Here is a 25,406-nt window from a genome sequence, read left to right on the forward strand (position 1 = left end):
CTCATGAGAGCAGCTGCCCGCGTTGTTTCCGCGCCCGCCACTAGACACCTCTGGGCGCCCCTTTGGCTGCTCGCGCTGTCGCTCGGGCTTGTGTTCGCCTCTCCTGCTCAGGCGAAACCTCTGCAGGTGAGTGTCAACAGCGCGTACATTGACGTCTACACCGGGCCGGGACGCGGCTACCCCATTTTTCATGTGGTGGAGCGGGGCGAGCAGATCACGCTGCTGAAACGGCGCACCGACTGGATAAAAGTTGAAACCCGGCGCGGCCAGCAAGGCTGGATCCAACGCGAAGCCTTACGCCACACTCTGGGGCCGGACGGTCTGCCCCCGACCATGGTAGATCCCGGGCAAAGCGATTATCTAGCGCGCCGCTTTGAGCTGGGAGTCAGCGTAGGCGACTTTGCCGGGGCCGATTCACTGAACGCCAGCCTGGGCTACCGCTTTACACCGCAGTTGACCACCGAGCTGCGCGTCGGCCAAAACACCGGCCAGTATTCCGACAGCCGCATGGCCACTTTGGGGCTGCTGCATCAGCCCTTCCCCGAATGGCGAGTATCGCCGTTTTTTGGCATAGCCGCCGGGCGCATCAAAACCCTTCCCAGCGCCACTCTGGTGGAGGCCCAGGACCGGGAAGACAACCTGCTGCAAGCCAGCCTGGGAACCTATGTGTACCTCAGCCGCCGGTTTTTTCTGCGTGTGGAATACACCAACCACCAGATTTTGACCAGCCGAGAAACCAACGAAGAGATTAACGAATGGAAACTAGGTTTCAACGTATTTTTCTAGCCGCCGTGCTAGCGCTGGGGCCGAGTCTGGCCTGGGCTGAGCGGGACATACTCGAAGACATTGCCAGCCCCGAGGTCGAGCGGCGCCACGTGAAAGAGAGCAAACTCGACTCGGAGAATTTCGAGCTGGGCGTTTTCTACGGCTTGTTTAGCGTCGAGGATTTCGGCAGCAACCCGGTGATGGGGCTGACCCTTGCCTACCACGCCACCGAGCGCGTTTTCTTTGAGGCCGCCTATGGCGTAACGGAAACCCGGGAAACCAGCTATGAACTGCTCAGCGGCTCCGTCGCCCTACTCACAGAGGATGAACGCGAATACCGGTATTACAATCTGTCCCTGGGCTATAATTTGTTTCCTGGGCAAATTTATTTGAGCGAAAACTGGACCTTCAACACCAACGCCTACATCATCGCCGGAGCCGGCAACACCACCTTTGCCGCGCAGGAGTATTTTACTTACAACCTGGGCGCGGGCCTGCGACTCTACACTACCGATTGGCTGGCCTTGGATATCAGTATGCGCGGCCATGTGTTCACGCACGAACTCCTGGGCCGGGAAGTGCAAGTCAACAACCTGGAAGCGCGCATGGGTGTGTCGGTTTTCTTTTAGAATGGTTGCCACTATTTAACAAACGAGGTTACTTATGCGGAATATTTTATGCTGGGGCTTTCTGGCCATTTTTTTAGCGGCTGGCGCCCACGCCGAGCCCGCACCGGACTTTACCCTAAAAACCGATTCCGGTGAAAACCTGCGCTTGGCCGAACAACGCGGCAAAGTGGTCATGATCAACTTTTGGGCTTCCTGGTGCGCTCCCTGCCGGGAAGAAATGCCCATTCTGGACGAACTGTACCAACGCTACGAACGCGCTGGTTTTACGTTGTTCGGCGTGAACGTGGAGCAGGACAACCGCGCTGCGAAACGCTTTCTGGAAGATGTGGGCGTTTCCTTCCCGATTTTGTACGACCCCACCAGTGAAGTCAGCCGCAAGTATCAGGTCAGCGCCATGCCCACCACCGTTATGGTGGATCGGGACGGGCAAGTCCGCTACGTGAACCGCGGCTACCGGCCGGGCGATGAGGAAAAATACCGTGCCCAGATTCGCGAGCTGATCCGCGAATGAATTGGTTCGGAACAATCAGCGTCTTGAGTCTGTGCCTATTGCTGGGCGCCTGCGGCGTGCAGCCCTGGGTACAGCCCTACGAGCGCCAGAAGCTCGCCGACCCGATCATGAGTTTTGACCGGGACCCCGTCGCCAGCAGTTATCTGCATCACGTAAACGACGCGCGGGAATCGGCCCGCGGTGCTGACGGCAGTTCCGGAGGCGGCTGTGGCTGTAATTAGCCGGTGGTTAACTCGCGTGAGTGAGACAAGATCCTGGCGAGTGACACTGGGCACCTTGCTGCTTTGCGGGATAACCTACCCCGCCGCTGCCGTATTGCCCGATGAACGTATCGACATTCTCTATCACAGCTACGAAGGTGGCGGCGTCAAGATCGACGGGCCAGCCATACTGGTGCGCAAGAATGTGGGCAATTCGGTTTCTCTGAGCGGCAAATACTATGTGGACACTGTCAGCGGTGCGTCCCTGGATGTGCGCGCTGCCGGAGTGGACGTGGACTCCGGAGCCAGCCCCTACCGGGAGGAGCGCACGGAATACAATCTCGGCCTCGACTATCTGCGCGACCGAACACTGATCAGTGTGGGTTACGCCAACAGCCAGGAAAACGATTACGACGCTGAGACGTTCAGCCTTAACGTCAGCCAAACGTTCTTTGGCGATCTCACCACAGTCAGCATGGGCGTCAGTTACGGTCGCGATGTAGTGGGACGAAACGATCGACCGGATTTTGAAGAGGAACTGGAGCGACGTCGGTACAGCCTCACCCTAACACAGATTCTTACCACCAGCTTGGTCACCGAATTCAGTTACGAAGCCGCCCTTGATCAGGGCTATATCAATAATCCCTACCGCTTCATTCGCTATCGTGACCTTGGCAGCGAGCGCGGTTACAGTTTTCAGACCGAGGTTTACCCCAATACCCGCAACAGCGACGCCTTCGGCCTGCGGGCGCTTTACCACCTACCCTGGCGCGGAGCTCTGCGTGCGGAGTATCGCTACTTCGAAGATAACTGGGACATCACAGCCGAAAACGTCGAGCTGCGTTATACGCACTCGCTACGGGATGCTTGGCTACTGGAATTCAAAGTCAGGCACTATGAACAGACCGGCGCACGATTTTATCAGGATTTGTTCGACTTCCGGGACGCACAAAACTTTATGGCTCGGGATAAGGAAATGGGGCCATTTGATTCTTTAACCTATGGCTTAGGCGCCACCTACGAACTGCCTCGAGGTTTGATCCCTGGGTTTGAGCGCAGCACCGTCAATTTTTATTGGGATCGAATTGACTTTAATTACCACGACTTTAGGGACGTAACGGTTTCGCCCCAGGATTACGCCCTCGGCGAAGAACCGCTGTATGGTTCCGCCGCCAATGTTATCCGCTTTTATTTTTCTTTCTGGTTTTAACGGCCAACGCTCGATCAACGCTTTCGCGGACCAAACAGCAACCACACAATAAAGCCAAATAGTGGCAACAACAGCAACACCAATATCCACACCACTTTCGCGCCCGTGGAAGCGGAGCTTTCCACGGTTTTCACAATGGCGTAGATAACGCACGCCAACAGGATAAGTCCAAGTATTCCACCCACTTCTACACGCATATCCTTGTTCTCCTCTTGATGTTTATTCAGCTTGGCTTACTGGATTCCCGCGTACGCGGGAATGACGAACGGGCTGATAAGATCTCGAAAACAGCAACGAGCACTCGTCGAGCGTGGCTCTGAACCCGGCAGACAGCACTTCCACCGTTCCCCAGTCGTCGTCCCCGCGAAAGCGGGGACCCAGCTTTCGCCAAGCTAGCTGCCTTTGAGTCTAAGGCCTAACCCGAAAGAGCTCAACATCCCGCGTCGAAACGTCGCGAACGAAATACCACTGCCACTGACAAATACTCTACGAGCAGACTCCTCGACTCATCTCGGAGCGGTCAGTATGGAACACAAACCGACGACAGGCATGAGTTTAAGCACCGGTTCCAGCCGCCTGGGGCGCCGCCAGTTTCTGCGCTTATGCGGACTAGGCGGCGGCGCCTTGCTGGCGGGTTGCAATAACGACGAACGGCCTCTGGCGCCGGACATCCCGCCGCGATCAGAGTGGATGGATCCCGGGTCTCTCCAGTCCAGAATGACCACGGTCAACGATATCTCCATGCACGCGCTTATTTCCGTGGACGCTGCGCCGCCGGACGCGCCGCCTTTGGTGTTGGTGCACGGTTCCGGACTGTCCGGCCAATACATGATTCCCACAGCGCGCATGCTGACACCGTATTTTCCTATCTACGTTCCCGACATTCCCGGTTACGGTGCCAGTGGCGACCCGGGGAAAATACTCAACGTAGAGGAAATGGCGGACTGGTTGGTGGACTGGATGGATGCCATCCGCCTGCCCAGGGCTTCGTTTTTGGGCAATTCGTTCGGATGCCAGGTCATTGTCGAACTGGCTGCCCGCTATCCTGAATACACGGAACGGTTGCTCTTGCAGGGACCCACCACACCCCCAGAGGAACGTTCAGCATTTCGCCAGTTCACCCGCTGGCGGCAAAACGAGCCGTACAATCCCATGTGGTTGGGCGACGTTACCCAGGAAGATTATGACCGCGCCGGCGCGTTGCGGCTGATCCAATCGTACATTTATCAGGTGCGTGATCCCATCGAGAAAAAAGCCCCAAGAATCCAGGCACCTACTTTGATCATGAGAGGCGAGCACGATCCTGTCGCCTATCAGGAATTCTGTGAGGAACTGGCGCAGCTGTTTCCTCGAGGAGAGTTAGTGCTTGTTCCCGATGTGGCACATACTCTGGTCTTTACCGCGCCGGAAGCGCTGACTAAGGCCACCCGGGAGTTTATGGCCAGGGAGGTATCGTCATGACCGAGCGTACGGAAAAGGTGGTCATAGGTGCCCAACTGTTGCTGCTGGTATTGCCGGTGACGCTGTTTATGCTGGCGCTGGTGGGTTTGTCTTATGTGGCCTATCCGATCCCCAACCCCGCCCCCATACAGATTCTGTTCGATGTTTGGGTCGTCTTGTCGGTGCTCGGCGTTGTATCCGCCTGGCGACTGGGAGTAGGCTACCTTAAAACCGGCGCGGCAGGACTGGCCGCCAAGGGCCTGCCATGGCTGATACTGCTGAGCGTGACCGCCTTGATCGGCTTAATCAGCCTGGTCATCGCCATTGAGCAATTGGTACTAGGAGCGGGTCAGGTACCGGAGGATCGCGTCGGCTTTACCCTGTTGGCGCCCACGGTGGCGCTGCTGCCTCTAGCGATTCACTTGTCGGTCAGACGAGTCCGGGGCAAGGCGAAGTAAACTACTGCACAAACCGTTGCCCAAGGATACTACTGCATGCCCGGGGAGTTTTTCGATAGTCACTGCCACTTCGATTTCGAAGCGTTTGACCCCGACCGAACCGAAATCTGGCGGCGCTGCCAAGAACGGGGCTTAACCCAGATGGTGGTCCCCGGTGTGGCACCCGAGCAGTGGGCCAAAGCCGCTACCTTAAGTCGGGAGCACCCAGGCATTTATCACGCCGCCGGGCTGCACCCCTGGTGGTTGAAGGACGTACTTAGAAACCAAGATCTAAACTCGCTCCGCAGTCCCCTCCTCGATGCGTTACAGCAACCAGGCTGTGTCGCTGTGGGCGAGTGCGGGCTGGACCTGCTGATCGATACGCCTCAAGAGCATCAGGAAGACGCCCTCGCCTTACACCTGGACGTGGCTCGCGAGGTGTCGCTGCCGATCATCATTCACAACGTGCGCGCCCACAATCCCCTGCTGCGGTTACTGAAAGCGCATCCGGTGGAACAGGGCGGTGTCATTCACGCCTTTACCGGCAGTTTGGAAATGGCACAGGAATATTGGAAGTTAGGTTTTTACTTGGGTGTGGGCGGCACCATCACCTATGAGCGGGCCCACAAAACCCGCGAGGCTTTACGGCGTATGCCGTTGGAAGCTTTGCTGCTGGAAACGGACGCACCCGATATGCCGCTGTGCGGCCACCAGGGCGAGCGCAACAGCCCGGAGCGGATTCCCGCTATTGCGCAAGCCTTGGCGGAGCTGCACGATGTGCCTTTGAACGTTATTGCGGAACAAACAACGGCCAACGCCCGCCGACTGTTCAAGTTATAAAAGTTAAAGGTACTGTTCCAGATAGCGATCAATGGCTCGACCCGCCGCGACTAAGCCGAAGGAACCGGTCACCATTACCACCGAACCCAGACCGCCGCCACAGTCCAGTTTTACGCCCTCGCCCAGATGCTTTTCCCCGCACGCCGAGCCGTCCGGCTGCGGGTAGGTCATTTGCTCATCGGAGTAGATGGCGTCAACGCCAAAGCGACGTCGACGGTCACGGGAAAAATTATGCTGACGGTACAAAAGTGTACGCACCTTGCGCAGCATGGGGTCGTAGCTCGTGGCACCCAGATCGCTGATTTTAATTTTCCCAGGATCCCGTTTGCCACCGGATGAACCCACCATCACCAGACGTAATTTGATGGCGCTGCAATAGGCCGCTAAACGCGCTTTGACGTGGGCGGAATCTATGGCATCCACCACCACATGATGCCTGCGGTCAATCAAACTGGTCATATTGTCGCGGGTCAGAAAACTCTCTTCCGAATGCACGACGAGATCCGGATTGATGGCTTTCAGCCGTTCCGTAATCACACGGTTTTTGGAATCACCCAGATGGGGTTTTAAGGCGTGGAGCTGGCGATTGGTGTTGGTGACGCAGACACCATCCAGCTCAATCAAGGTCAATTCGCCCACACCCGAGCGCGCCAGAGCCTCGGCGGTCCAACTGCCCACGCCACCCAGCCCCACCACCACAAAATGGGCGCGGGAAAGCGCGACTAAGGCGGACTCGCCGTAAAGCCGCGCAATGGCACCAAAACGTTGCAGGTATTCGGGATTTAGTTCTGAGGATGTCATAAGGTACTTGGGTGTTAAAAAAACAGACGCCGATGATAGGCAGTTAAAAGGAAATGCGCCAGGGTGAGAAGCGTTTATACGAGAATTTTAAAACACAGGGAACCGGTTCTGGCCATTCCCACGAAAGCGTATTGCTCTGGAATAAATAAGCGAATTTGAGACTTCATAGGGCTGCCCTGGGTGGTTATTGGGTGTGCTACTCGGCTTCGGCGCTCGAAATGAACGGCGGAGGCTGGGTTTGGCGATCTACCTCCGGGACACGCCGTAGATACTTCCCTGTAGGCTTGGATGCGGCCGCAAGCGGACCGGCCCTCAACCGTAGGTTTCGGTCGTTCGGTCGGCGCGCAAGGCAGTGCCTTGCATACGCTTGCCCTCACCCCTGCTGCATACAGTCCCGGAGGTAGCTCCCCAAACCCTTACGGGACGTTAGGTGCCAGTAAGCCTTACCCAATCGACCTTTGTACCAGCTGTGTTGTTCAGAGATGCCAGAATCTGTACCGTGATTGGATCTCCGCTTTCGCGGAGATGACGATATGAAGAACCTACCTCTGCGTTTCCCGCTCGCGAAAAAACTTCATCCTCGACTTCGATTAGAGACGGGAATCCATTTCAGTGTACGGAAGTCATTCCCAACTTCCTTATTTCCCGAGACTTTCAAAGTGGCACCGCGGAGAGTGGGGCAGGCATTCCCGGACCGTATGCAGCATGGATGCTGCATCCGAGCTTACAGGGATGTATTTACAGCGTGTCCGGGTGTGCCTGCCCCACTCGCAGCACTCGATCAAAACCACCGACGTCTTTCCCAAAAGCGATCGGAGTACAGACTATTGCATCCGCATCACCGGCTCGGCCTCAAAAGCCCGGAGTCGTGTGAGAATATCCAGGGATATGTTCATATCCATCAGCTCAGAATCGTTGACAGAGACTCGCCTGCGCACCTCATAGCTTGGGTAGGCACCGCACATTTCACCCACCTGGCAAAGCTCCTCATCGGCATCAATGTCCGAGCCCGCCACCAGAAAATAATCACCGGGAGCAATCCCTTCGATACGGTAACGAAGTTCACCCGCGCCGTTCCAGCGGGCGGGCACTTCACGTACTGGCTCCCCTGTGGCAGCATCAAGCAACAACACATAAATGGGGGCAACCTCGGTGGCAAAACCCACTTGTATATGAGTCGCGACGATTACCTCAGTGTCATTATCGAAACTGAAGCGCACTTCACCGCTTTGCTCACCAAAATCCGCTTCGTCGAAAGCACTCCGGTCAACCTCAACCCGGTAGCGCCCCAAGCCACGCCTGTCGACATCCACTTCACGAATGGTCAGCCAATCGTCACTCCGAATATCGATTACGGTTAAAGGGAAACCTTCACTCTCCTGCACCAAATCCAGCACGGCGCTTGAGTCATGACCCAAGTAAAGTACCGAAGGGCTCGCAGCCACACGAGCGGCGACGTCGCCATAGGCCAGATTCTGGGCTGCCTCCACCGCCTTGGCGGCGTTTATTCGGCCGCGCCCTAACTGCTCAAGACCTACGTCGTCGGTGAGATCGCCATTCGCCAACAGGGTGTCCACTTGGCTCGGAGTCAGGTCCGGATAGACGGCCCGCATCAAAGCCAATACACCCGCTACATGCGGAGCCGCCATGGAGGTGCCCTGCAACCACCCATAGCTGGATTCCCGTGCATCATCGCTGCCCTGCCCCATAGTGCTTAGAATCCCGCCGCGGGTAGTCCCAAAACAGCCACGGCCACCGCCCGGCGCTGAAAGACTGAGCGTCGGGCCAAAGTTGGAATAGCCAGCCCGGCGATCGGCGCAATCAGTGGCGCCCACAGACAAAACACCCTCATAGGCGGCGGGATACATTGGCTGATCGTTACCGCTATTACCCGCAGCCGCCACTAGCAGTACGCCCTCGCGCCTCACTCGCTGGTAAAGGTTTTGCTCAGCCCCGGAGTGCCCGCCGCCGCCAAGGCTCATATTGATCACATCGGCGCGCCGCTCGGGCAGGGTACCGCTGTCGTTACTCAGCCCCGCCGCGTAGCGAACGCCCTGTATTACGTTGTAGCGAGTACCGCCACTTTCGCCGAGCACTCGTACCGGGAGAATTCTGGCGCGCCAGGAGACGCCGGAGACACCCCGACCGTTGTGAGTGGAGGCGGCGATTGTGCCCGCCACATGGGTACCGTGCCAACCGCTGGTGCCGTTGTTTTCATCCGGGTCGGAGTCGCGGTCATGGAAGTCGTAGCCCGGTAGCAGTTGGTCGCGCAGGTCGACGTGATCGAGATACACACCGGTATCCAGCACCGCCACAACCACATCCTCGCCATCGGTGCGGCCGCCCAGCGTCAACTGCCAGGCTTGCGGCAAATCAATCTGGTCATAGTGCCACTGATGCGGAAATCCGGGGTCGTTGGGCGTCACTTGGGGACGGAGAATGTAGTTAGGCTCAGCGAACTCCACGCCCGGTTGGCGGGACAAAAAGTCGGCAAGTTGCAAGGTCTCGATCACCTGGTAGGCGGTTTCATTGCGCTCTTTCAGGTTTTCCATAGCGCGGTTCATGGCCAGGGTTAACCTTGAGAAGTCCACCGTATCCGCCACGCGTGCCAGGGTGGGTCGATCCAGGTCCTGATGCAGAAAGCTCAGCTCCCGACCTTTCACCCGCTCCAAGACGGCGCTCAGTACCTCGTGAGCTCGACTGTCGGCATTCGGGGCAAACGAGATGATTATTTCACCGGGAACAAGCTCCGGCACTTCAGCGCTGTAAGTTTCCAGGTCGTCTTCATCGTAATGGCTGCTCTCCCAGGCGGTGGTTACTCGGAGTACGTATTTGGAATCGCTGCGTTCTTTCGCGCGCACCTCGATCACACGCTCGCCGCCCATGGGCACGGACAGATGCTCAACGTCTTCGCCGCGTGTTGACGAAGCAATGGCACGGCTGCAGTCCGCACTCCACAGATACAATCCCAGTTCGTTCTCTCCCTGCTCATGGTCGGCCACCTCCAGTTGAACCACCTGGCCAGGGCCCAGAGACACACGATAAAAATCGCCAGGGTTTTCCATTTCAGCGAAGTGCTCTTTCGCCGGATCACCGCCCGTACCTTCGGATGACACAAACCCGTGCAGCACCGCTCGGTTATCGATCTCCTGAGCTTGCTCGCAGGCGGTGTTTTCTCCCAAGGTGGCACGAGTATCGTTAATTGTCTCGTCCACAACAGAGCCGTACACAGGCAACAAGGCACCCGAGATACCGCCTTTGGGAATAAATTCCACCTCCACCGTACAGTCGCCTTCCAAGGCCGAAGTGGTAAAGCGGGTTTGCTCCAGGCTCCCGCCGCAACCTTTGGCATTGGCAACCCGAAAGCCCTCGGCGGGGAGTAAATCAATGCTGACCCGCTCTCCCGCGCGCGCGCCTGACCGCTCGGGCAGCGCGTCGCCAGCGCCAGTGATGACCACCGTAACGGCGTACTCAGACTGCCCTTGAACACTGCCGTGGGTTTGCCCCCCGGAGATGCCGGAACCTTCGCCGCCACACCCACTTAAAAGAGCGAGCACGCCGGTGAACAGAACGGTAATAAATCGGCAGGACATGACATGCTCCCATTGCACAAAAGTTTTAATAGGCGCCTTCAGAAGTGCGAGTCGAGCCAGGGAATTCAGGCGTCGCTTTGGTTCACCAGAAGAGGGCGGGGGTAGCTTGCAGCAGGGGTGATTGTGGTCCGTGGTAAGACGTGAGCGGTAATCACTCACTGCGCCGGGTCCACCGGTCGAATCCGCGCTCGGCCCGCGCATTAGGCAGGCTTTACAGTAGGCGCAAGATGAGACATGGTCGGCGTAGAAAAGTTCTTGCCGGGATTTGGTTACGATGGGCAGGCGATCAAGCAGCGTCCCTGCATTTGCCGCGTTCTGTTGAGCCGGGCACACAAGCAATGATGGAAGCCGGCCACATAGGTAACAATAGGCGGGCGCAAGCGTTCCCCCCGGGTGCGGTTTTAATGCAGCCGCATCACTGGCTCGACATCAAAAGGACGGAAACGCGTGAGTATATCCAGTGGTATATCAAGGTCTTCCATCATGGCGTCGGTGATAGTAATCCTTTCCCGGACCTCAAAACTGGGGTAAGCACCGCACATTTCACCAGGTTGGCAAATCTGCTTGTCGGCGTCGATATCCGAGCCGGCGATGAGCAGGTAGTCTCCCGGCTCAACACCTTCGAGCTCATAGCGAAGCTCGCCGGCGCTGGTCCAGCTGGCAAGCACTTGGCGCACAGGCTCTTGAGTGTCTGCATCAAGCAGCAGCACGTAAATGGGCGCGGCTTCCGATGCATAGCCCACTTGTATATGCACCCCCACGCGAATCTCCGTGTCGTTGCTGAAACTGAACACCAACTCACTGCTGTGATAGCCGTGATCCTCTTCTTCGAAGGCGCTGCGATCCACCTGCACCCGGTAACGACCGAGCCCATTCTCGTCAACCTCCTCCTCGCTGGCACTTAACCAGCCATCCTCGCTTTGGAGCTGAGTCAGAGTAGGCGCCTGGCCTTCGCCCTCCTGGCGCAATTCCAGTTCAGCCTCGGAGTCCTGCCCCAGATAAAGTGTGGCCGGGTCGGCGATCACCCGTGCTGCGGTTTCTCCGCCCTCCCGTAAGTCTTCGGCGGCCTGAACCGCTTTCGCGGCGTTGATAAGCCCGAACCCCAAACTGTCGTCGTCCAACTCATCCGTCAGTTCGCCGCTTTCCAAGAGGGCATCGACCTGATTCGGAGTTAAATCGGGGTAGACCGCGCGCATCAAAGCTAGTACGCCCGCCACATGGGGGGACGCCATGGAAGTGCCCTGTAGCCAAGCGTAAGCGGACTCGAGGCTTTCGCCGCTGTCATCACCAACGGTGCTGAGAATTCCGCCATTGGAATTTCCCAGGCAGTTTGTGCCTCCGCCCGGCGCCGCCAGACTGATGGTGGGACCGTAATTGGAGTAGCCCGCGCGCCGATCCCGGCAATCGGTGGCTGCGACGGACAATACTCCGTCGTAAGCGGCGGGGTACATGGGCTGATCTGTATCCTCGTTGCCCGCGGCAGCCACCAGCAGCGTGCCCTCACTGCGTACTTGATGGTAGAGATTCTGCTCTGACCCGGAGTGGCCACCACCGCCAAGGCTCATATTGATCACGTCCGCTCGCCGCTCGGGCACAGTGCCGCTGTCATTGCTAAGGCCCGCCGCGTAACGCACCCCCTGAATGACGTTGTAGCGACTACCGCCTTCGTCACCCAGCACTCGCACCGGCATGATTTTGGCCTGCCAGGACACACCGGCAACGCCTATGCTGTTGTTCGTTGACGCTCCCACGGTGCCGGCGACGTGGGTGCCATGCCAATTGCTGTTGCCATTTTTTTCGTCCGGATCGTCGTTGCCATCGTGGAAGTCATAGCCGGGCAGCATCTTGTCCCGCAGGTCCTCGTGATTCAGGTAAACACCGGTATCCAAGACCGCGACGATTACGTCCTCTCCATCCTCGCGTGCGCCCAAAGTCACTTGCCAGGCGTCCGGCAAGTCAATCTGATTGTAGTGCCATTGGTGACCATAGTGCGTATCGTTGGGAGTAGTCTGATGCCTGAGCACATAGTTGGGCTCGGCGAACTGTACACCAGGCTGTTGCGACAGGAAGTCGATGATTTGCAGGTTTTGAATCACCTCGTAGGCGAGCTCGTTGCGCTCCTTGAGATTATCCAACACGCTGGAAAGACGTACGGTTAGATTGGCTCGGTCCACCGTATTTTCCACCCGAGCCAGGGTGGCTCGATCCGTATCGTAGTGACGGAAACTAAGCTGGCGACCTTTGGCACGATTAAGTGCCGTGCTCAAAGCGTCATGGGGCTGGTTGCCGGCATCTGGGGCAAAGGTGATGATCACTTCCCCGGGGACAAACTCCGGCACTGTGGCACTGTAGGTTTCCAGATCTTCGTCGTTATAGTGTCCGCTGTCCCAAACCGTGGTCACCCGCAATACATATTTGGAAACCCCCGCACTTGCCCGGACTTCGATCACCCGCTCACCGCCCAATGGCGCCGAAACCCTATGCATTTCACCGCCATCGGTAGAGCTGGCGATCAGGCGGCTGCAATCCGCATTCCGCAAGTACAGCTCGAGCTCGTGTTCACCTTCCTGATAATCGGCCACGTCCAGCTGTACCACTTGCCCGACGCCTAAGGACACCCGGTAAAAGTCCTTGGGATTGCCGCTATCGGCAAAATGCTCCTGGGCCGGATCACCTTCGGTACCCGAAGCGGAGGCGAACCCGTGCAATGTAGCCCGGTTATCAATGGGCTGAGCTTGTTCGCAGCTACTGTTTTCGCCAAGATCGGCCTGGACGTCATTAATGGTTTCATCCACGCTGGTGCCGAAAGCAGGCAACAACACACCCGACACCCCGCCCTTGGGAATAAACTCTACGGTCACTGAACAATCCGCCGTAAGAACCCCGGTGGTGTACTGAGTACCTTCCAAAGAACCACCGCAGCCACTGGCGTTGCTGACCCGAAAGCCCGGCTCCGGGAGTAGCTCAATGCTGGCGCGTTCGCCTTCAGGGATTCGCTGCTGTGTTGGGCTGACTTCTCCGGACCCGGTGACAGTCACGGCTACCGTATACTGTGGGGGCTCCTGAGTATCGTTCGGACTCTCAGGTCCCGAGGACCCAGAACCACCACTGCAGGCGCTCAGCACTAAGAATGCGGTGAGGAATAGTGACGACGAGCCACGATAGGACATGATACAAGCTCCTGCTTGGCTTTATGTTGATAAATACGACTGTAACTATAGGTTAAAATTTGTGCCGTTGGCGGTTTGCAGACAGAAAATAGAACTAACCACATAACTCATTGACGCAATTAATGGCCGGTCGTTATAGTCCGCCCAGCGGCGAGTAAAAGGTATTTTATGACACGCCGCACCTTACCACGACGTATCAAGGAGCCCGAATTGTGAAATTTATCCGACTGATCTTGGTATTACTGGCCCTGGTGCCAAGCTTGGTGTTTGCACAGCGCATTGCACCCTTAGAAAATCCCGAGCCATTGGCCATCCCCGAAAGCTTGACTACTGCGGAAGCGAAAGAAGTCATCACCGACGCACTCTTTAATCGCGGGTGGACCATCGCCGAGGATAGCGGCGACACTATGGTTGCGGATCTGCAAGTGCGGGACCACTGGTTACAAGTGGATATTTCCATTGCGGACAACCAAATTGCTCTCAGCTATCGGGATTCCGACAATTTGAACTACGGAACTCGACGCGGCACTGAAGTCATTCACCGCAGCTATGGCCGCTGGACCGACACGCTGCTGTCCGATATCCGCAGCAACATGGCGCGCCTGGAACACCGCAGAAGCCAGTAGGCGATCCATCGGGCCGGTAATCCGGCCCGTACGGCATTGATTATTGCGGCAAAAAATCGAAGGTATAACTGACTTCCGCCTGTGCAACGCGGGCGGAGGCGAAGGTAATCAGTTGAATGCGTGCCAGGATGCGGCTTTCCAAGCTGGCATCGTTTAATTCGCTGGAATCGATCCGCACCTCAGAAATCTGTCCATCCGGCTCAATCACCAGATAGACCACCACTTTCCCTTGCAGGGCTGGGTTCTGACGCAGCGCGCGGTTGTAGATAGAAAAGATCGCACCCAGGTGCTGATCAATCACCCGGCGAATTTCTTCATCGCTGCGCCGCGTTACGCGTTCTGGCTCTGATGCGGCGGCTTGCTCCTCTTGCGCCTGACGCGCGTCCAAATCGCTTTCCACCTGGGTGGTGTCGCGTCCAGCCAGGGCGGTTTCACCCGCATCGCGACTGAGTGCTGCGGTATCAATACCGCCCGAATCGCCCTCCGCCTGACGGGTGATCACAGAGCGGTCCACTTGGGCGGCTTCGGTGCTCCCCTGGGCCAGAGTTTCGCTCTCAATCGGTGCCATCTGCAGGGTTTCTTGCATGGCCATCAGATCCTCCCGATGGCGTAAAAGGCCGCTGGCTGCTGCGGTTTCCCGGGCTTGCTGAATTTGCGTGGGCGTGGGTTCCGGTTCGGGCGCGGGCTCCGGTTCAACCACGACTTCCGGCTCGGCTTCGGGCTCCACTTGCGGCTCTGGCTCTGGTGTCGGCTCAGGTTCCGGTTCGGGCGGGGGGGGAGGCGGTTCTTCCTCCAGAATGATGCGCGCCAACTGCGGTGGCAAAGTGGCCTGATCTTCTCGCGTAAGTTCCGGCACGGGTACGAAAGGTACAATCAATCCGATCAGTAAACCGACGATCACCAGCCCCCGAAGAATGCGTTTGAAACGACGATCTTCATCGACGGATGACTGCCAGGGCAACTCCAGTTGCGGGTTTTGGAACGGGGTCATCCCTCAGCCCCCGCTCCGCCCTGTCCTTCCTGTTGCAGCACCGCCAGGGCAATGTCCCGGTAATCGGTTTCCGCGCAGCTGGCCATGATTTTCTTCAGCAAGGCGTAGGGAATGGCCCGGTCACCCATGATGGTAATGGGCCGCCCGCTGTGCTGCTCGGCTTCGGTCAGGGGGCGAGCACGGCTGGCCCTATAACTAAGCTCTTCTTTCAGCGGCCCGATCAAATCTTCGTCCGAGGCCATGACGTCTCGCACTGCCGCCACCGGGCGTCCGTTCACCAGAATATGCTCGGCGTTGACCATCAGCATCAGGGTGTTGTCCGGCTGCTGTGCTGAGGTGGAATCGGGCAACTGCAGGCTCTTGTCCTGAGTGAGCACTTCCACTTCCGAGGAGTTCACCAATAGGAAAAACACCAAAATGGTGAAGATATCCATCAGGGACACCAGATTCAGTTTCGGTGCCCGGCCCATGCGGCGATGATGGCGAGCCATACGGCGAGCGCGCAGTGATTGCTTCATGGTGCCTCCCCGGCTGGGGCGTCGCCCAGAGAAACGGAGGGAAACAGAGCGGCGTCCACCACCGAGGCGGCGACCACGGCTTTATAGGAACGCACCGTATCCATAACGCTGACCAGCGTCTGATAATCAGTGTCCGGTTGGGAAAGAATAACAATGTCATCCTTGTCGATGCCGCGATTGCGCAGTTCCACTTTGATGTTCTGCAGCAGCTTGGACAATTGCGCGTAATCGTGCGCGCCCACGTCCGTTTGTTCTATCCGCTGCACGCGTGTGCCAGCGGGGTAATTAACGTCCAGGTAGTAATCACCGATCACCACCTCCAATTGCTCAGGCTGATCCTGACTCTCGCTCTGGCCATCGGAGCTTTCGGGCAGCGTTAACTCCAGCACGGTTATACGCGCGAACACCATGCTCATCAGCAACACCGGAACCAGAATGATCATCAGGTTCAGAAATGAGGTGATATCCAGTTCCGCTTCGGATTTATTTTTATGTCGCAGTCGTCTACGAGTCACACGCTTCCCTCTGCCATCTTATTAGGCGGTGGCTACTGAGGCGATCAGGCCGGTGCGCCGGCCAAGTTACCTTGGGGGCGGGGCTTGCCGGCCGGTGGTGAACCGCCGCCATTGCCCATCAGGTTCAGACACTTAACCCCGGCCATTTCCAGACTGTCGATAATTTCGGTGGTCTTGGTTTGCAACATGGCGTGGCACAGCAGTAGGGGGATGGCGGACATCAAACCAAAGGCGGTGGTGTTCATGGCCACGGAAATACTCTGGGACAAAAGCCCGGCTTTTTCCGCCGGGTCCGCCTCGGCCACAGCGGTAAAGGCGGCGATCAAACCGATGATGGTACCCAAGAGCCCGAGCAGAGTAGCGATGTTGGCCAGTGTGGCTAAATAAGGCGTGCGTTTTTCCAGGCGCGGCATGGCCTCCATCACGCCTTCTTCCATGGCCAATTCGATGTCGTCCCGACGCTGGGACTGGCTCATGCGCGCGACCCCGGAGGCGATGATACGAGCGATGGGCGCGTTGCTGGATTTACCCAGCGCGATAATGCCCTGGTAGTCGCGCTTTTTCAGCAGCGGCAAGGCCCGTTCAAAGGCTTTCCGATTGGCCATTTTGGCATGGCTCAAATACAGCCAGCGCTCAATGGCCACAGCCAAACCGACAATCAGTACCAACGCAATGGGGTACATGAAGGGTCCGCCGTTCTGGAAAAAACGCAACAGAGTATGGATGGCGTCCATGAAAAATCCTGCCCTAAGTTAAAGTTATTATTGATCCGGTGTGCGGCCGCAAAGCGGCCCAGTATGCCGGGTTTTCAGTCTTGCGAATGTGACTTGCGCGACATTTTGGCGACTTCGGCGCCAGAGCTAGTCAGGGATTCGCGCTTTGCTTGTCTTCTACCGCGGGCTGATCCAACTGGCGCCGCAATTCTTCCCGCTCCAGGTGACCAAACACTTGCTGAAGCTGACTGGTGAGTGGATCGTACTGAAGCTCTGGGCCTTCCGGTGACTGCCAGGGCACCAGATAAAACACCTGCGGTTGCTCCCGATTGCCAGTGACTCGGGATTCCAACTCAATGACCGGGCCCCTCCGCTCGGCGGCGGGGGGCGCCTCGCCAGCCTCTTCAGCATTAACGGCGGCGGCTAAACAAAAGCTTAGCAGCACGCTCGCCACCACTGCGATTGACGTGTGAAAACTGTGCATCAGTCGGCCCTTTATGTTCACGTTGACGGTCATTTTGTTTGCGCCGTTTGTCGGCTATCAATGCGCCGCTCCAGATCAATAATCCAACCGGTCATTTCCATTTCAGGTTGTTCCTGCAGCTGCTGATAGGCTCGATAGTGCAGCAAGGCGCGCTCCCACTCACCTTGATACAAGTCATAGAGAATGCCCAGGTTGCGGTGCGTTTGGGCGTGAAAGGGCCACACGGCCAACGCTTGTTGGTACAGATGTTCGGCACTGTCGAAGTCGCCCTGCTGACGCTTTAAAAGGGCCAACTGATTGTAGGCGTCCAGGTTTTGGGGATTAATGTCCAGCGCTCGGCGCAAGGCTTGCTCGGCCCGCTGGGGTTCGTTTAGGGCCAGATACACCAATCCCAGGTTAACCTGCGCACCGGACAACTGCGGAAAGGCCTCCGTCATTTCCAGTAGCAACTGTTCCGCTTGCCGCCACTGCTGCGCTTCCATGGCCGCGCTGGCCTGTTTAAACAGAGCGCGCGCCTCGCTGGTTACCGGAATCCGTTGTTGCGTGTAAGGATTGGGCGTAACCGGGCCGGCGGGTAGGGCTGAGGGCTCCCGATCATCGACGTCACTGTGTTCCGAGGGCGCATCCGGGGCAATGGCACAGGCGGTCAAACCTACGCAAAGAACCACCGCCAACGCCAAGCGCAAACCAAACCCAAAGGCCTTGTGATCAGTGAATGCCACGGCTCACCTCCAGGGGTTGTTCGCGCTTGCCGTAACGCGCTGGCAGTATGTCTGCCAAGGCTTTGAAGCTGCGCTCAATCCACTGATCGTAAACGCCGCTCCAGGAACGCCGCGCGTTGCGTTCGTAAATTTCGATGGCGCGCTCTTCGAAGGGGTAGGCCTGTTCTTCCAGCAGTATGTCGTACTGCTCCAGCTCCAACAGCGACAAGCCTTGCGGCCGCTCGGATTCCATTAAGTCCCGGCTCAGATGATGATAGATAGCGCCCATGCGGTGACTGGCCTGTGTGGTAAATTCGGCCACGCCGTAAGCGGCCACGGCCTGCTGGTCCTTCAACGCCCGCTCTAACGCGGCCCGTTTGCGGGTCAGACTTTGTTGCAGCGGTAAGCGTAACGTCAGGGACACAAATTCCTCGAAACTGGCCTCGGCCAACTCACTGGCGGCATACGCGGCCAAGTAAGTGGAGCGGCCGGTTTGCGCGGAGCCCGCACCCCCATGAGTGTCCACCAGCCGCTGCAACCAAAAGGCGCGCCGGGTCGAATCGTTTCGCTCGGCATAAAGTTGGCTCAACCGATATTGGGCTTCCATGTTGTCCGCCATCGGATCGGAGTATGTGTGCGCGTAGCGGCGATAGGTTTCGATGGCGCGCGTCTGCTGACCGCCACGCTCATACAGTTCAGCCGCCAAATAAAGCGAGGTGCGCTGTACGGCGGGATCGTCGCTAACAGATTCCAGCAACAACAGTTCACCGGCGGCGCTGGCCCAGTCTTCCTGAGCCTGATAGACGGTGGCGAGTCGGGCCGGAAGGTTGGCACTTAAACGGTGCTCCGGGTAATCCCGTCGAAACTCAGTCAGCACCTGCTCCGCTTCCGCCCAGCGCTCCGTCTCCATCAGATAATACCCGGCGTCGTAGCGCGCGCTCTCGGCCACTCGGGTGTGGGGCGCGATGTCGGCACTGGCCAGCAATAACGTGATGGCGGTGGCATGGTCCTCTTCCTGCAGGGCCAATTGAGCGCGCTGATAGGTACTGGCGGCGATGCGTTCACGCACCGCTTCCCGGCGCGGCACATTGCCACTCGCGTTGGCGTCCGGACCGTACTCAGGCCAAAGATCCAAAGCGGTCCAATAGGCGTGTTCCGCTTGCGGATAGTGTTCCAGCTCAAACTGACTGTGCCCCAATACCAGCCAGGTGTTGAAACGCTCCTGGCTCGGCGCGGCCGGCTCCAACGCCAAGAGGTGTTCCGCCACCTGAGCAGCGCGATCGTACAATTCCAAATTCAATAAACGGTGCGCCGTATGCGCCAGGGTGGCGCTGGCGCGTTCATCGCCGGGATAGGTTTGTGCAAAACGCAGAGCGTTGTCGATGGCGTGTTCCTGCCAGAACAACCGTTCCTCCCGCTCTTCATCCGTGGCCGCTGGATCTATCGGTTGATCGGCCAATTGACGGGACAGGAGTACCGCGGCGTATCCCGCTTCTGCGCTGTGCAATGAAGGGTGGTCCGTGTACGCAACTCGTTCGTAGGCATCCAGCGCTTCAATCAAATCGCCCGCTTCGTTCAGTGCCTCCGCGAGCAGGAAGCGCATGCTGGCGACTTCGGTGTCTTCCGGAAAGGTGAACACAAACTCGCGGTACCAGGCGGCCGCATCCCGAAACGCCTGCCGACGAGGCCCTGGGGCATCCGGGCCAAGACGCTGAGCGCGGGCGTGCTGATGGCGCGCCAATTCGCCCAGGTATTGATGCAAATGGTCGCGCGCGTGCAAATCCAATACGCCGTCGCGCTCACGCCAGTAGTCACTGTGCAAACCGTAGCGGCGCACAAAGGCTTCCTTGGCAGGCAGCACTAAGCTGGGAAAGTTGCCCCGCTCGTAGGTCTCGATTTCGCGCACACTGAAATCCGGCGCTAGATCCGAGCGGGGGTTGCGCTCGACAAAATGGGCATAAGTGGCGGCGCTGTCCCGGTAGCGTTCCTGCTCGCCATAGGTTTCGCCCAGTTTTAGATAGAGAAGATGCTGGTAGGGGCGAGGGCCAATTTCGGCTTCCAGGGCCACTATGCCTTCGGGCCCGTCGAGATGAGTGAAGCCCAAACCCATGGCACGCAGAGCGTCGTCCAGCACTTGGCGTTGTCCGGAGGTTAAGTTCGCCAGCCTCTGGTCCACTTGGGCATGGGTCTGCGCCCCGCTCAGCAGCTGATCCAATACCGAGGCAAAGCTGGTCAGCGCCACGTGGTAATCGGCCTGTTTAAACTGTGCCCAGCCACGCATGTACAGGGCGTTTTGTGAAAATGAATCGGAGCCGGTGTCCAGGGCGCCCTGGTAGTGTTGCTCAGCGGCCAGATAATCGCCGCGGGAGAAGGCGGACTGGGCGCGGCGAAAACGGGCTTCGGCTGAGTAGCCGGACTCGGGGTGGTGCTGGATCAGAGCCGCCAAGGTGGCATCCGCCTCTTCCATACGGCCATCCAGGGCGTAAGCTTTGGCGAGTTGGTAGTAAAGTCGGTCTTCACGAACTTGCTGTTCGTCGGCCAGCAGCTGTTGATAGAGGTGGATCGGTTGCGCAAAGAAGGGCCCCACCTGTTCGGATTCTTGTTGGTTGCGCTCGCTGCGCGCCATGGCCAGATCGGCCAGACGAATTTGGATGGTGCGGCGCAACTCCGGGTCTTCCGCTACCTGTAAGGCTCGCTGGTAGCGGTTTTCTATGGCCTCCATATCATCCAAACGTACGGGCGTATCGGCAGCCGACATGGGCGGTGCGGGCAGATCGGCCACACTGGGTTCAGGTTTGGCGCCCAAAGAGCCGCAGCCCGCCAGGGTCAGTGCGGTGCAGCTTAAGAGGAGGGGCCAGTACCGGCGCTTCATCGCCGCGCCTCCCGCAGGGCTTGGTCCTGCAGTTGTGCCGCCGCCAAGCGGGTTCTGGCCAGGTAGTGGTTTAGCCGGCCCTCGTGCGCGGCCAAATGCACCTGTACTTGCTCGGCAAGGTTTTCCAGGTGCTCTTCCAAAGCTAAATCCAGGGCGGTCACTTGGGCGCGGATACGCGCTTCATTTTCCGTTAGGCGTGCCAGGGAGGGCGCTATATCGAAGTCGGTTTCAGTAATGCGTCGGACCCGTTCCCCGCGCTCCTGTAATTCGCTCAGGGCGGTGTCCAGTTGGCGTCGGGTTTTTTCACTGCGCCAGACTCGATCCGGAAAAGCTTGGGCCGCGTCCCAAAGCAGCATGCCCCGGAACAAACGCAGCCGTTCCTGGGCATCCCCAACGTCTTGCCCCGCCTCAGCGAGTCGCTGCCGACTCAGTTCGGCGCGCTGGACCATGGTCCACAGCTCCCAGCTCTCCGGGTCAGCGAACGTCATGTAGTCGCGTTCGTGTCGCACCCGCTCAAGCTCTCGGGTCAACGCTTCGCGCTGGACGTGTAGATCTGCGGCCCGAGCGTAAACCGACTCGCGTGTCAGCTGCTGTTCCCGGTCCTGCCGTAGCTGGCGCTTTTCCCGCAACATATCCCCGTAAATGGACAGTTTGGGAAGCCAGTCCTCCAACAGCTTGCGCTGCTGAAGTAAGTCCCGCGCCGCCTGAACGCCCGTTTGAAAGCTGTTCTCTCGAAATAACTCGGCCAGGTAGGAAGAATCGGTATCGATGACGCTGGCGCGATCCAAGGTCAGCCAGTTGTGTTCCCCCGCTGGAGCGATGGACACCAGGGTGCTCTCTGGAGCATTCAGCGCGGTTCGAAGGAGCGCGGAGTTCAAATCCCGCCGCAATCCGGCGACTCTGTTCAGCTCCCACTCCAGTTGAGTTTCGGCTCGGTCATAAGCGTTTAAGGCTGCGCCGTGTGAACCCAACTGCTGGTAAGCGTAAGGCAGCGCGAGCAGAGCTTCCTGCACGGGAGGGTGAATCAGGCTGCGCTCACTGAGCGCCTGCCAAGGTCGCAGCGCCGCTTGGTAATCTCCGGCAGCCACAGCCGCCCAGCCGTAGCCCAGTAGAGCTTGGTTGGCTTCCGAGTGATTCAGACGCACGCGCTGAAATTGCTCCACGGCGGCCGGGTAATTTCCTTCCAGTAAAAAGCTGTAGCCAGCCCCGGTCAGGGCTTTATCACGCAGGGCCAGGTGTTCATCCCGGTAGCTCCCGTCCCGGCTGGGGGCGCGGCGCAGTAAACCCGCGTAATAGTCACGCGCGGCGCTGTAATTACCAGCGCGGGCCTCAGCGGCACCCAGGTTATAGAGAACGTAAGGGCTCCAGTGGCCCAAATCGACGCGGCGAGGGTTCAGTGCTGCCAGCGGTTGTTCGGCGCGAATTTGCAGGTTTACCAGCAGGGCTCGACGCTCGTGATCCAGGCCCTCTTGCAGATGTGTGCCGGCTTGCTCAAAGCGCGCCTGGGCCTCGGGCCACTGGGCGCGCAAGTAATGCAGTTTACCCAGATAAAACCAGGCGGCCTCTCGCTGCGCGGGGGTGCGGTGATCGTCCAGCACCTGCTCAAAGAGGGCGCCGGCACTTTCCGGCATGCCAAAGGCGAGGCGTACACCACCTTCAATCAGCAGCGGATTTCTCCCCTGGGTGCTGATCCCGCCACGGCGCTGGGCGATCATCAACTCGCTCAGGGCATCCAGATAGTTTTGTTGATAGTAGTGATAGAGAGCAACGCCGTAGCGCAATTCGGCGTCCGCGAGATCGTCCTCACTGGCGCTAGCACCGACGCTGGCCACAGCGCCGGCCAGCAGGCAGACGAAGGGCCTCAGCCATCTCATTGCAGTTGCCATTCCTTGATATCAAACACCGGCTGCAATGTACGAGTGGAGTCGACAATGCGCAGCTCCAACACCAGCGGTTCCTGCCGCTTGTTCACCGTTAATTCAGCCGCGCGTTTGTAGTCCTGATCGCGGGGTCCCTTGCCGGTAAAAAAGGCGCTGATTTCGTGTTCACCAGAACTCAGATTGCCCACATACAAGCGCTGCACACCGCCCCGATACAATGCCTGCACCTGCTCAGCGGTATAGAGTTCACTGACCAGCATCTGTCCGTTCACCAGCACGCGCACACTGTCCAACTCGAAAAACTCGCCCACGTCCATGGACAGGTAGAGCGCCACCTGGCTGCTGGCCGGGTAAAGGAGCTCCTCTTCGAGAATTAACAAGTCACGGTTGAGAGAGAGGGTTTCCTGTTTGAGCGCCTCTAAATCATTGGCAAGATTGGGGGCTTCATCGGCAAAAGCGAACAGGGGAAGTACAGCCCAGAACGCAAAGCGAGCCACCTGGGTGAACCAGCCTCGGCGGAGGGGAATTGTCATCGGCAGATCTCTTAGAAATTTTCCGTTTCCGGCTGTCGTGGACAGCCTCGGCGTTTTTGCCAAGTATGGCGCAGCTTACAACACGCGACTATTTTAGAAGGCCTTGAATGCTTGAGGTGTGACGGGGCGCACACTTGCTTGGCGCTTTATTATTATTCCAGCCAAGGGCTATTGTTCAGATTGAAGCTCTTCAGGCGGCTGCAAGCCCGACGAATAATGGACTTTTCCGGCTGAGGAAATGATCACGCCGTCATAGCCCGGCAAACTTTCCAGCAGCGCTAGCCCCTTATCCACGCCCAACACGAACACACTGGTGGACAGGGCATCGGTATCCACCGCGTTGGGGCCAATAACACTGGCGCTGGCTACGCCGCTGGCGGACGTGCCCTTACTCGGGTTGATTATGTGATGTACGCGCTTGCCATCAGAATCAATGAAATAGCGTTCGTAATCACCGGAGGTGGAAATGGCGCCCTGCTCCAGGGGCAGGACTATAGCCACTTGCTCTGGCGCGCGGGGATTTTTAATGCCCACCATCCAAGGCCGGCCGCGCCGATCCCCTATCAGGCCAGTGTCGCCCCCCGCGCTGACGCTGGCGTGCTCAATGCCCGCGTCGCTCAATAATGCCAGAGCTCGATCCACAGCATAGCCTTTGGCGATGCCGCCCAAGTCGATGTGTACCTCTGGGCGCCCAAAGTAGACGCTCGGCTGCAAGGCATCCAGGTGTACCAAGCGGTAGTCGATGGCAGGCAGCAGTTCCTGGCGTTGAGTGTCGCTGGGCGTTTCTTCGGCCCGATAATCGTAGTAGCGACCCAGGGAAGCAAAAGTGATGTCGAAAGCGCCTTCGGTAATGCGGCTGTAATACAGGGATTTGTCCAACAACAGCGCCATCTCTTTGGAAATAAACACAGGGTCGCTGGCGCTGGCTTTAGGTGCCAGACGATTGATTAGGGACAGGTCGCTATCGAGCAGGTAGGGGCTGTAATGGGCATTGATGCGGTGCATCTCGTCCATGACCAGATCAAGGGCTTCCGCTGCTGCGGTTTCATCTTCATGCCAGAGCACCACGTCTATCTTGGTGCCCATGATGTCCTGGCTGTCTCTGTGCCATTCGGCCGCCACAGGGGCGGCCATAATCAGCAGGAGTGCGCTTAGTAAAAATCGAATCACTGGGCTTCCGTCCCGTTAGAGTTGCAAGTCCAGTCGGTAGCGATACCGCTCGGGCGATTCAAGCACCATGGGCATCCACTCTTCCGCTTGAATTTCATCGCTAAAGGCGGGCGACAAAGTCATTTGGCCTTGAATGTCCACGCCACCCACCAGCGCCAGGGTGACGGTCCCATCCAGTTCCACGGGGCCATTAAGATTAAACACCTGCGCGACTATGGCGTCCCGCCCGTTGTATTGGAACTCGGAGGCGTAGCTGCCCAAACTGGTCCAGTTGCCCTCTGTTTGTACACGGGCATTGGTCCAGCTGAGCCGGCCCTGAAGCTCCCGCAAGTGCTCCCCTTGCAGAGCCAGAGAGGAAATAGTCGCGGCCAGCTGCCCATCCACGGGCACAGGCAGACCGGCTTGAATCAAACTGGCGGGCGCGTCGATACTGGCGTTTGTGACGCGAATGGTGCCGTTGGTGCGGGCGCATACTTGCCCTTCAATACGCTGGCGCTCTAACTCACTTACCACATTCGCACACGGCCGGAGTGTCAATACAGAAGCGGGGTCCAACTGCCAGCGCAACTCCCCGAGCGAATATTGGATGCCGTCGATTTCCACACTGGTCATACTGGCGCGGCCTTGCCACAAGGTGCCGTTGACTCCAGTCATGCCCACGGTGTTGCCCTGAGTCATCAGATAGGCACCCCAGGTGGCCGGGATCTGCGTTACGGCAAATCCCAAGGTGAGCACAATCAGCAGCACCACCCAGCGCAGCCGGGGTATAAAGTCGGAGAGTTTTTCCCACATAATTACACTACCTGA

At 58.2% G+C, this 25,406-nt stretch carries 24 protein-coding genes; 9 read left to right on the forward strand and 15 right to left on the reverse strand.

From position 1 onward, the window contains the following. The first annotated feature begins 3 nt into the window (after window positions 1-3). The 5 genes from RBH33_RS07975 to RBH33_RS07995 are packed head-to-tail and all read left to right on the forward strand — an operon-like array spanning window position 4 to window position 3,315. Window positions 4-786 (forward strand): SH3 domain-containing protein, encoded by a 783-nt coding sequence (locus RBH33_RS07975; RefSeq protein ID WP_306731630.1) that lies wholly within the window; start codon window positions 4-6, stop codon window positions 784-786. Next, window positions 756-1,394 (forward strand): outer membrane beta-barrel domain-containing protein, encoded by a 639-nt coding sequence (locus tag RBH33_RS07980; RefSeq protein WP_306731631.1) that lies wholly within the window; start codon window positions 756-758, stop codon window positions 1,392-1,394. Before RBH33_RS07975 ends, RBH33_RS07980 begins: the two co-directional genes overlap by 31 nt. Before the next feature lie 34 nt (window positions 1,395-1,428). Beyond that, window positions 1,429-1,905 carry a TlpA family protein disulfide reductase gene (locus RBH33_RS07985; RefSeq protein WP_306731632.1) on the forward strand — a complete coding sequence of 159 codons (477 nt, stop codon included), beginning with the start codon at window positions 1,429-1,431 and terminating at the stop codon, window positions 1,903-1,905. Further along, window positions 1,902-2,126: a DUF4266 domain-containing protein gene (locus RBH33_RS07990; protein WP_306731633.1), complete on the forward strand. Its 225-nt coding sequence runs from the start codon at window positions 1,902-1,904 to the stop codon at window positions 2,124-2,126. The genes RBH33_RS07985 and RBH33_RS07990 overlap by 4 nt, the downstream gene beginning before the upstream one ends. Before the next feature lie 16 nt (window positions 2,127-2,142). Next, window positions 2,143-3,315, forward strand: coding sequence for a DUF3570 domain-containing protein (locus RBH33_RS07995; protein WP_306731634.1), 1,173 nt, complete (start codon window positions 2,143-2,145; stop codon window positions 3,313-3,315). Between the two features lie 14 nt (window positions 3,316-3,329). Here the strand turns inward: RBH33_RS07995 and RBH33_RS08000 are convergent, their stop codons facing one another. Further along, a complete protein-coding gene (locus RBH33_RS08000) occupies window positions 3,330-3,512 on the reverse strand; it encodes a PLDc N-terminal domain-containing protein (protein WP_306731635.1) in 183 nt (60 codons plus the stop codon). A 328-nt stretch (window positions 3,513-3,840) separates the two neighbouring features. Here RBH33_RS08000 and RBH33_RS08005 point away from each other — a divergent pair, with 328 nt between their 5' ends. The 3 genes from RBH33_RS08005 to RBH33_RS08015 are packed head-to-tail and all read left to right on the forward strand — an operon-like array spanning window position 3,841 to window position 6,032. Next, window positions 3,841-4,776: an alpha/beta fold hydrolase gene (locus tag RBH33_RS08005; protein WP_306731636.1), complete on the forward strand. Its 936-nt coding sequence runs from the start codon at window positions 3,841-3,843 to the stop codon at window positions 4,774-4,776. Continuing rightward, window positions 4,773-5,213, forward strand: a complete 441-nt coding sequence (locus RBH33_RS08010; RefSeq protein WP_306731637.1) for a hypothetical protein — start codon at window positions 4,773-4,775, stop codon at window positions 5,211-5,213. Before RBH33_RS08005 ends, RBH33_RS08010 begins: the two co-directional genes overlap by 4 nt. 36 nt (window positions 5,214-5,249) lie before the next feature. Continuing rightward, window positions 5,250-6,032, forward strand: coding sequence for a TatD family hydrolase (locus tag RBH33_RS08015; RefSeq protein WP_306731638.1), 783 nt, complete (start codon window positions 5,250-5,252; stop codon window positions 6,030-6,032). A 3-nt stretch (window positions 6,033-6,035) separates the two neighbouring features. On the opposite strand, the gene RBH33_RS08020 is transcribed toward RBH33_RS08015, so the two are convergent. The 3 genes from RBH33_RS08020 to RBH33_RS08030 all read right to left on the reverse strand — a co-directional run bounded on the left by RBH33_RS08020 (window position 6,036) and on the right by RBH33_RS08030 (window position 13,596). Then, complete coding sequence (locus RBH33_RS08020) at window positions 6,036-6,833, reverse strand: tRNA threonylcarbamoyladenosine dehydratase (RefSeq protein WP_306731639.1); 798 nt, start codon at window positions 6,831-6,833, stop codon at window positions 6,036-6,038. 824 nt (window positions 6,834-7,657) lie between these two features. Continuing rightward, on the reverse strand, window positions 7,658-10,426 hold the full coding sequence (locus RBH33_RS08025) for a S8 family peptidase (RefSeq protein ID WP_306731640.1): 2,769 nt from the start codon (window positions 10,424-10,426) through the stop codon (window positions 7,658-7,660). A 401-nt stretch (window positions 10,427-10,827) separates the two neighbouring features. Then, on the reverse strand, window positions 10,828-13,596 hold the full coding sequence (locus tag RBH33_RS08030; RefSeq protein WP_306731641.1) for a S8 family peptidase: 2,769 nt from the start codon (window positions 13,594-13,596) through the stop codon (window positions 10,828-10,830). A gap of 212 nt (window positions 13,597-13,808) precedes the next feature. On the opposite strand from RBH33_RS08030, the gene RBH33_RS08035 reads away from it, so the two are divergent. Further along, on the forward strand, window positions 13,809-14,222 hold the full coding sequence (locus RBH33_RS08035; protein ID WP_306731642.1) for a hypothetical protein: 414 nt from the start codon (window positions 13,809-13,811) through the stop codon (window positions 14,220-14,222). A 40-nt stretch (window positions 14,223-14,262) separates the two neighbouring features. Here RBH33_RS08035 and RBH33_RS08040 read toward each other — a convergent pair whose 3' ends face one another. The 11 genes from RBH33_RS08040 to RBH33_RS08090 all read right to left on the reverse strand — a co-directional run bounded on the left by RBH33_RS08040 (window position 14,263) and on the right by RBH33_RS08090 (window position 25,391). Then, on the reverse strand, window positions 14,263-15,213 hold the full coding sequence (locus tag RBH33_RS08040; RefSeq protein WP_306731643.1) for an AgmX/PglI C-terminal domain-containing protein: 951 nt from the start codon (window positions 15,211-15,213) through the stop codon (window positions 14,263-14,265). Continuing rightward, the gene (locus RBH33_RS08045; protein ID WP_306731644.1) at window positions 15,210-15,731 is read right to left on the reverse strand and encodes an ExbD/TolR family protein; all 522 of its coding nucleotides are present in this window, start codon (window positions 15,729-15,731) and stop codon (window positions 15,210-15,212) included. The genes RBH33_RS08040 and RBH33_RS08045 overlap by 4 nt, the downstream gene beginning before the upstream one ends. After that, a complete protein-coding gene (locus tag RBH33_RS08050; RefSeq protein WP_306731645.1) occupies window positions 15,728-16,246 on the reverse strand; it encodes an ExbD/TolR family protein in 519 nt (172 codons plus the stop codon). The genes RBH33_RS08045 and RBH33_RS08050 overlap by 4 nt, the downstream gene beginning before the upstream one ends. 44 nt (window positions 16,247-16,290) lie before the next feature. Then, window positions 16,291-16,980: a MotA/TolQ/ExbB proton channel family protein gene (locus RBH33_RS08055; protein ID WP_306731646.1), complete on the reverse strand. Its 690-nt coding sequence runs from the start codon at window positions 16,978-16,980 to the stop codon at window positions 16,291-16,293. A gap of 130 nt (window positions 16,981-17,110) precedes the next feature. Beyond that, window positions 17,111-17,476, reverse strand: coding sequence for a hypothetical protein (locus RBH33_RS08060; protein WP_306731647.1), 366 nt, complete (start codon window positions 17,474-17,476; stop codon window positions 17,111-17,113). After that, window positions 17,473-18,165: a tetratricopeptide repeat protein gene (locus RBH33_RS08065; RefSeq protein ID WP_306731648.1), complete on the reverse strand. Its 693-nt coding sequence runs from the start codon at window positions 18,163-18,165 to the stop codon at window positions 17,473-17,475. Before RBH33_RS08065 ends, RBH33_RS08060 begins: the two co-directional genes overlap by 4 nt. After that, a complete protein-coding gene (locus tag RBH33_RS08070) occupies window positions 18,152-21,016 on the reverse strand; it encodes a tetratricopeptide repeat protein (protein ID WP_306731649.1) in 2,865 nt (954 codons plus the stop codon). The genes RBH33_RS08065 and RBH33_RS08070 overlap by 14 nt, the downstream gene beginning before the upstream one ends. Beyond that, window positions 21,013-22,890 carry a tetratricopeptide repeat protein gene (locus RBH33_RS08075; protein WP_306731650.1) on the reverse strand — a complete coding sequence of 626 codons (1,878 nt, stop codon included), beginning with the start codon at window positions 22,888-22,890 and terminating at the stop codon, window positions 21,013-21,015. Before RBH33_RS08075 ends, RBH33_RS08070 begins: the two co-directional genes overlap by 4 nt. Further along, window positions 22,887-23,429: an AraC family transcriptional regulator gene (locus RBH33_RS08080; RefSeq protein WP_306731651.1), complete on the reverse strand. Its 543-nt coding sequence runs from the start codon at window positions 23,427-23,429 to the stop codon at window positions 22,887-22,889. The genes RBH33_RS08075 and RBH33_RS08080 overlap by 4 nt, the downstream gene beginning before the upstream one ends. A 168-nt stretch (window positions 23,430-23,597) precedes the next feature. Beyond that, on the reverse strand, window positions 23,598-24,599 hold the full coding sequence (locus RBH33_RS08085) for an FAD:protein FMN transferase (RefSeq protein ID WP_306731652.1): 1,002 nt from the start codon (window positions 24,597-24,599) through the stop codon (window positions 23,598-23,600). A 15-nt stretch (window positions 24,600-24,614) separates the two neighbouring features. After that, complete coding sequence (locus RBH33_RS08090; RefSeq protein ID WP_306731653.1) at window positions 24,615-25,391, reverse strand: type II secretion system protein N; 777 nt, start codon at window positions 25,389-25,391, stop codon at window positions 24,615-24,617. Window positions 25,392-25,406: the final 15 nt, after the last annotated feature.

It is taken from the genome of Marinimicrobium hydrolyticum, from assembly GCF_030848505.1.
Classification (GTDB): domain Bacteria; phylum Pseudomonadota; class Gammaproteobacteria; order Pseudomonadales; family Cellvibrionaceae; genus JAVDDU01.

Bases quoted from the DNA above. Each gene is read 5' to 3' on its own strand.
- RBH33_RS07975 (WP_306731630.1), top strand. From the start codon at position 4: ATGAGAGCAGCTGCCCGCGTTGTTTCCGCGCCCGCCACTAGACACCTC.
- RBH33_RS07980 (WP_306731631.1), top strand. From the start codon at position 756: ATGGAAACTAGGTTTCAACGTATTTTTCTAGCCGCCGTGCTAGCGCTG.
- RBH33_RS07985 (WP_306731632.1), top strand. From the start codon at position 1,429: ATGCGGAATATTTTATGCTGGGGCTTTCTGGCCATTTTTTTAGCGGCT.
- RBH33_RS07990 (WP_306731633.1), top strand. From the start codon at position 1,902: ATGAATTGGTTCGGAACAATCAGCGTCTTGAGTCTGTGCCTATTGCTG.
- RBH33_RS08000 (WP_306731635.1), bottom strand. From the start codon at position 3,512: ATGCGTGTAGAAGTGGGTGGAATACTTGGACTTATCCTGTTGGCGTGC.
- RBH33_RS08005 (WP_306731636.1), top strand. From the start codon at position 3,841: ATGGAACACAAACCGACGACAGGCATGAGTTTAAGCACCGGTTCCAGC.
- RBH33_RS08010 (WP_306731637.1), top strand. From the start codon at position 4,773: ATGACCGAGCGTACGGAAAAGGTGGTCATAGGTGCCCAACTGTTGCTG.
- RBH33_RS08015 (WP_306731638.1), top strand. From the start codon at position 5,250: ATGCCCGGGGAGTTTTTCGATAGTCACTGCCACTTCGATTTCGAAGCG.
- RBH33_RS08020 (WP_306731639.1), bottom strand. From the start codon at position 6,833: ATGACATCCTCAGAACTAAATCCCGAATACCTGCAACGTTTTGGTGCC.
- RBH33_RS08025 (WP_306731640.1), bottom strand. From the start codon at position 10,426: ATGTCCTGCCGATTTATTACCGTTCTGTTCACCGGCGTGCTCGCTCTT.
- RBH33_RS08030 (WP_306731641.1), bottom strand. From the start codon at position 13,596: ATGTCCTATCGTGGCTCGTCGTCACTATTCCTCACCGCATTCTTAGTG.
- RBH33_RS08040 (WP_306731643.1), bottom strand. From the start codon at position 15,213: ATGACCCCGTTCCAAAACCCGCAACTGGAGTTGCCCTGGCAGTCATCC.
- RBH33_RS08045 (WP_306731644.1), bottom strand. From the start codon at position 15,731: ATGAAGCAATCACTGCGCGCTCGCCGTATGGCTCGCCATCATCGCCGC.
- RBH33_RS08055 (WP_306731646.1), bottom strand. From the start codon at position 16,980: ATGGACGCCATCCATACTCTGTTGCGTTTTTTCCAGAACGGCGGACCC.
- RBH33_RS08060 (WP_306731647.1), bottom strand. From the start codon at position 17,476: ATGACCGTCAACGTGAACATAAAGGGCCGACTGATGCACAGTTTTCAC.
- RBH33_RS08070 (WP_306731649.1), bottom strand. From the start codon at position 21,016: ATGAAGCGCCGGTACTGGCCCCTCCTCTTAAGCTGCACCGCACTGACC.
- RBH33_RS08075 (WP_306731650.1), bottom strand. From the start codon at position 22,890: ATGAGATGGCTGAGGCCCTTCGTCTGCCTGCTGGCCGGCGCTGTGGCC.
- RBH33_RS08080 (WP_306731651.1), bottom strand. From the start codon at position 23,429: ATGACAATTCCCCTCCGCCGAGGCTGGTTCACCCAGGTGGCTCGCTTT.
- RBH33_RS08090 (WP_306731653.1), bottom strand. From the start codon at position 25,391: ATGTGGGAAAAACTCTCCGACTTTATACCCCGGCTGCGCTGGGTGGTG.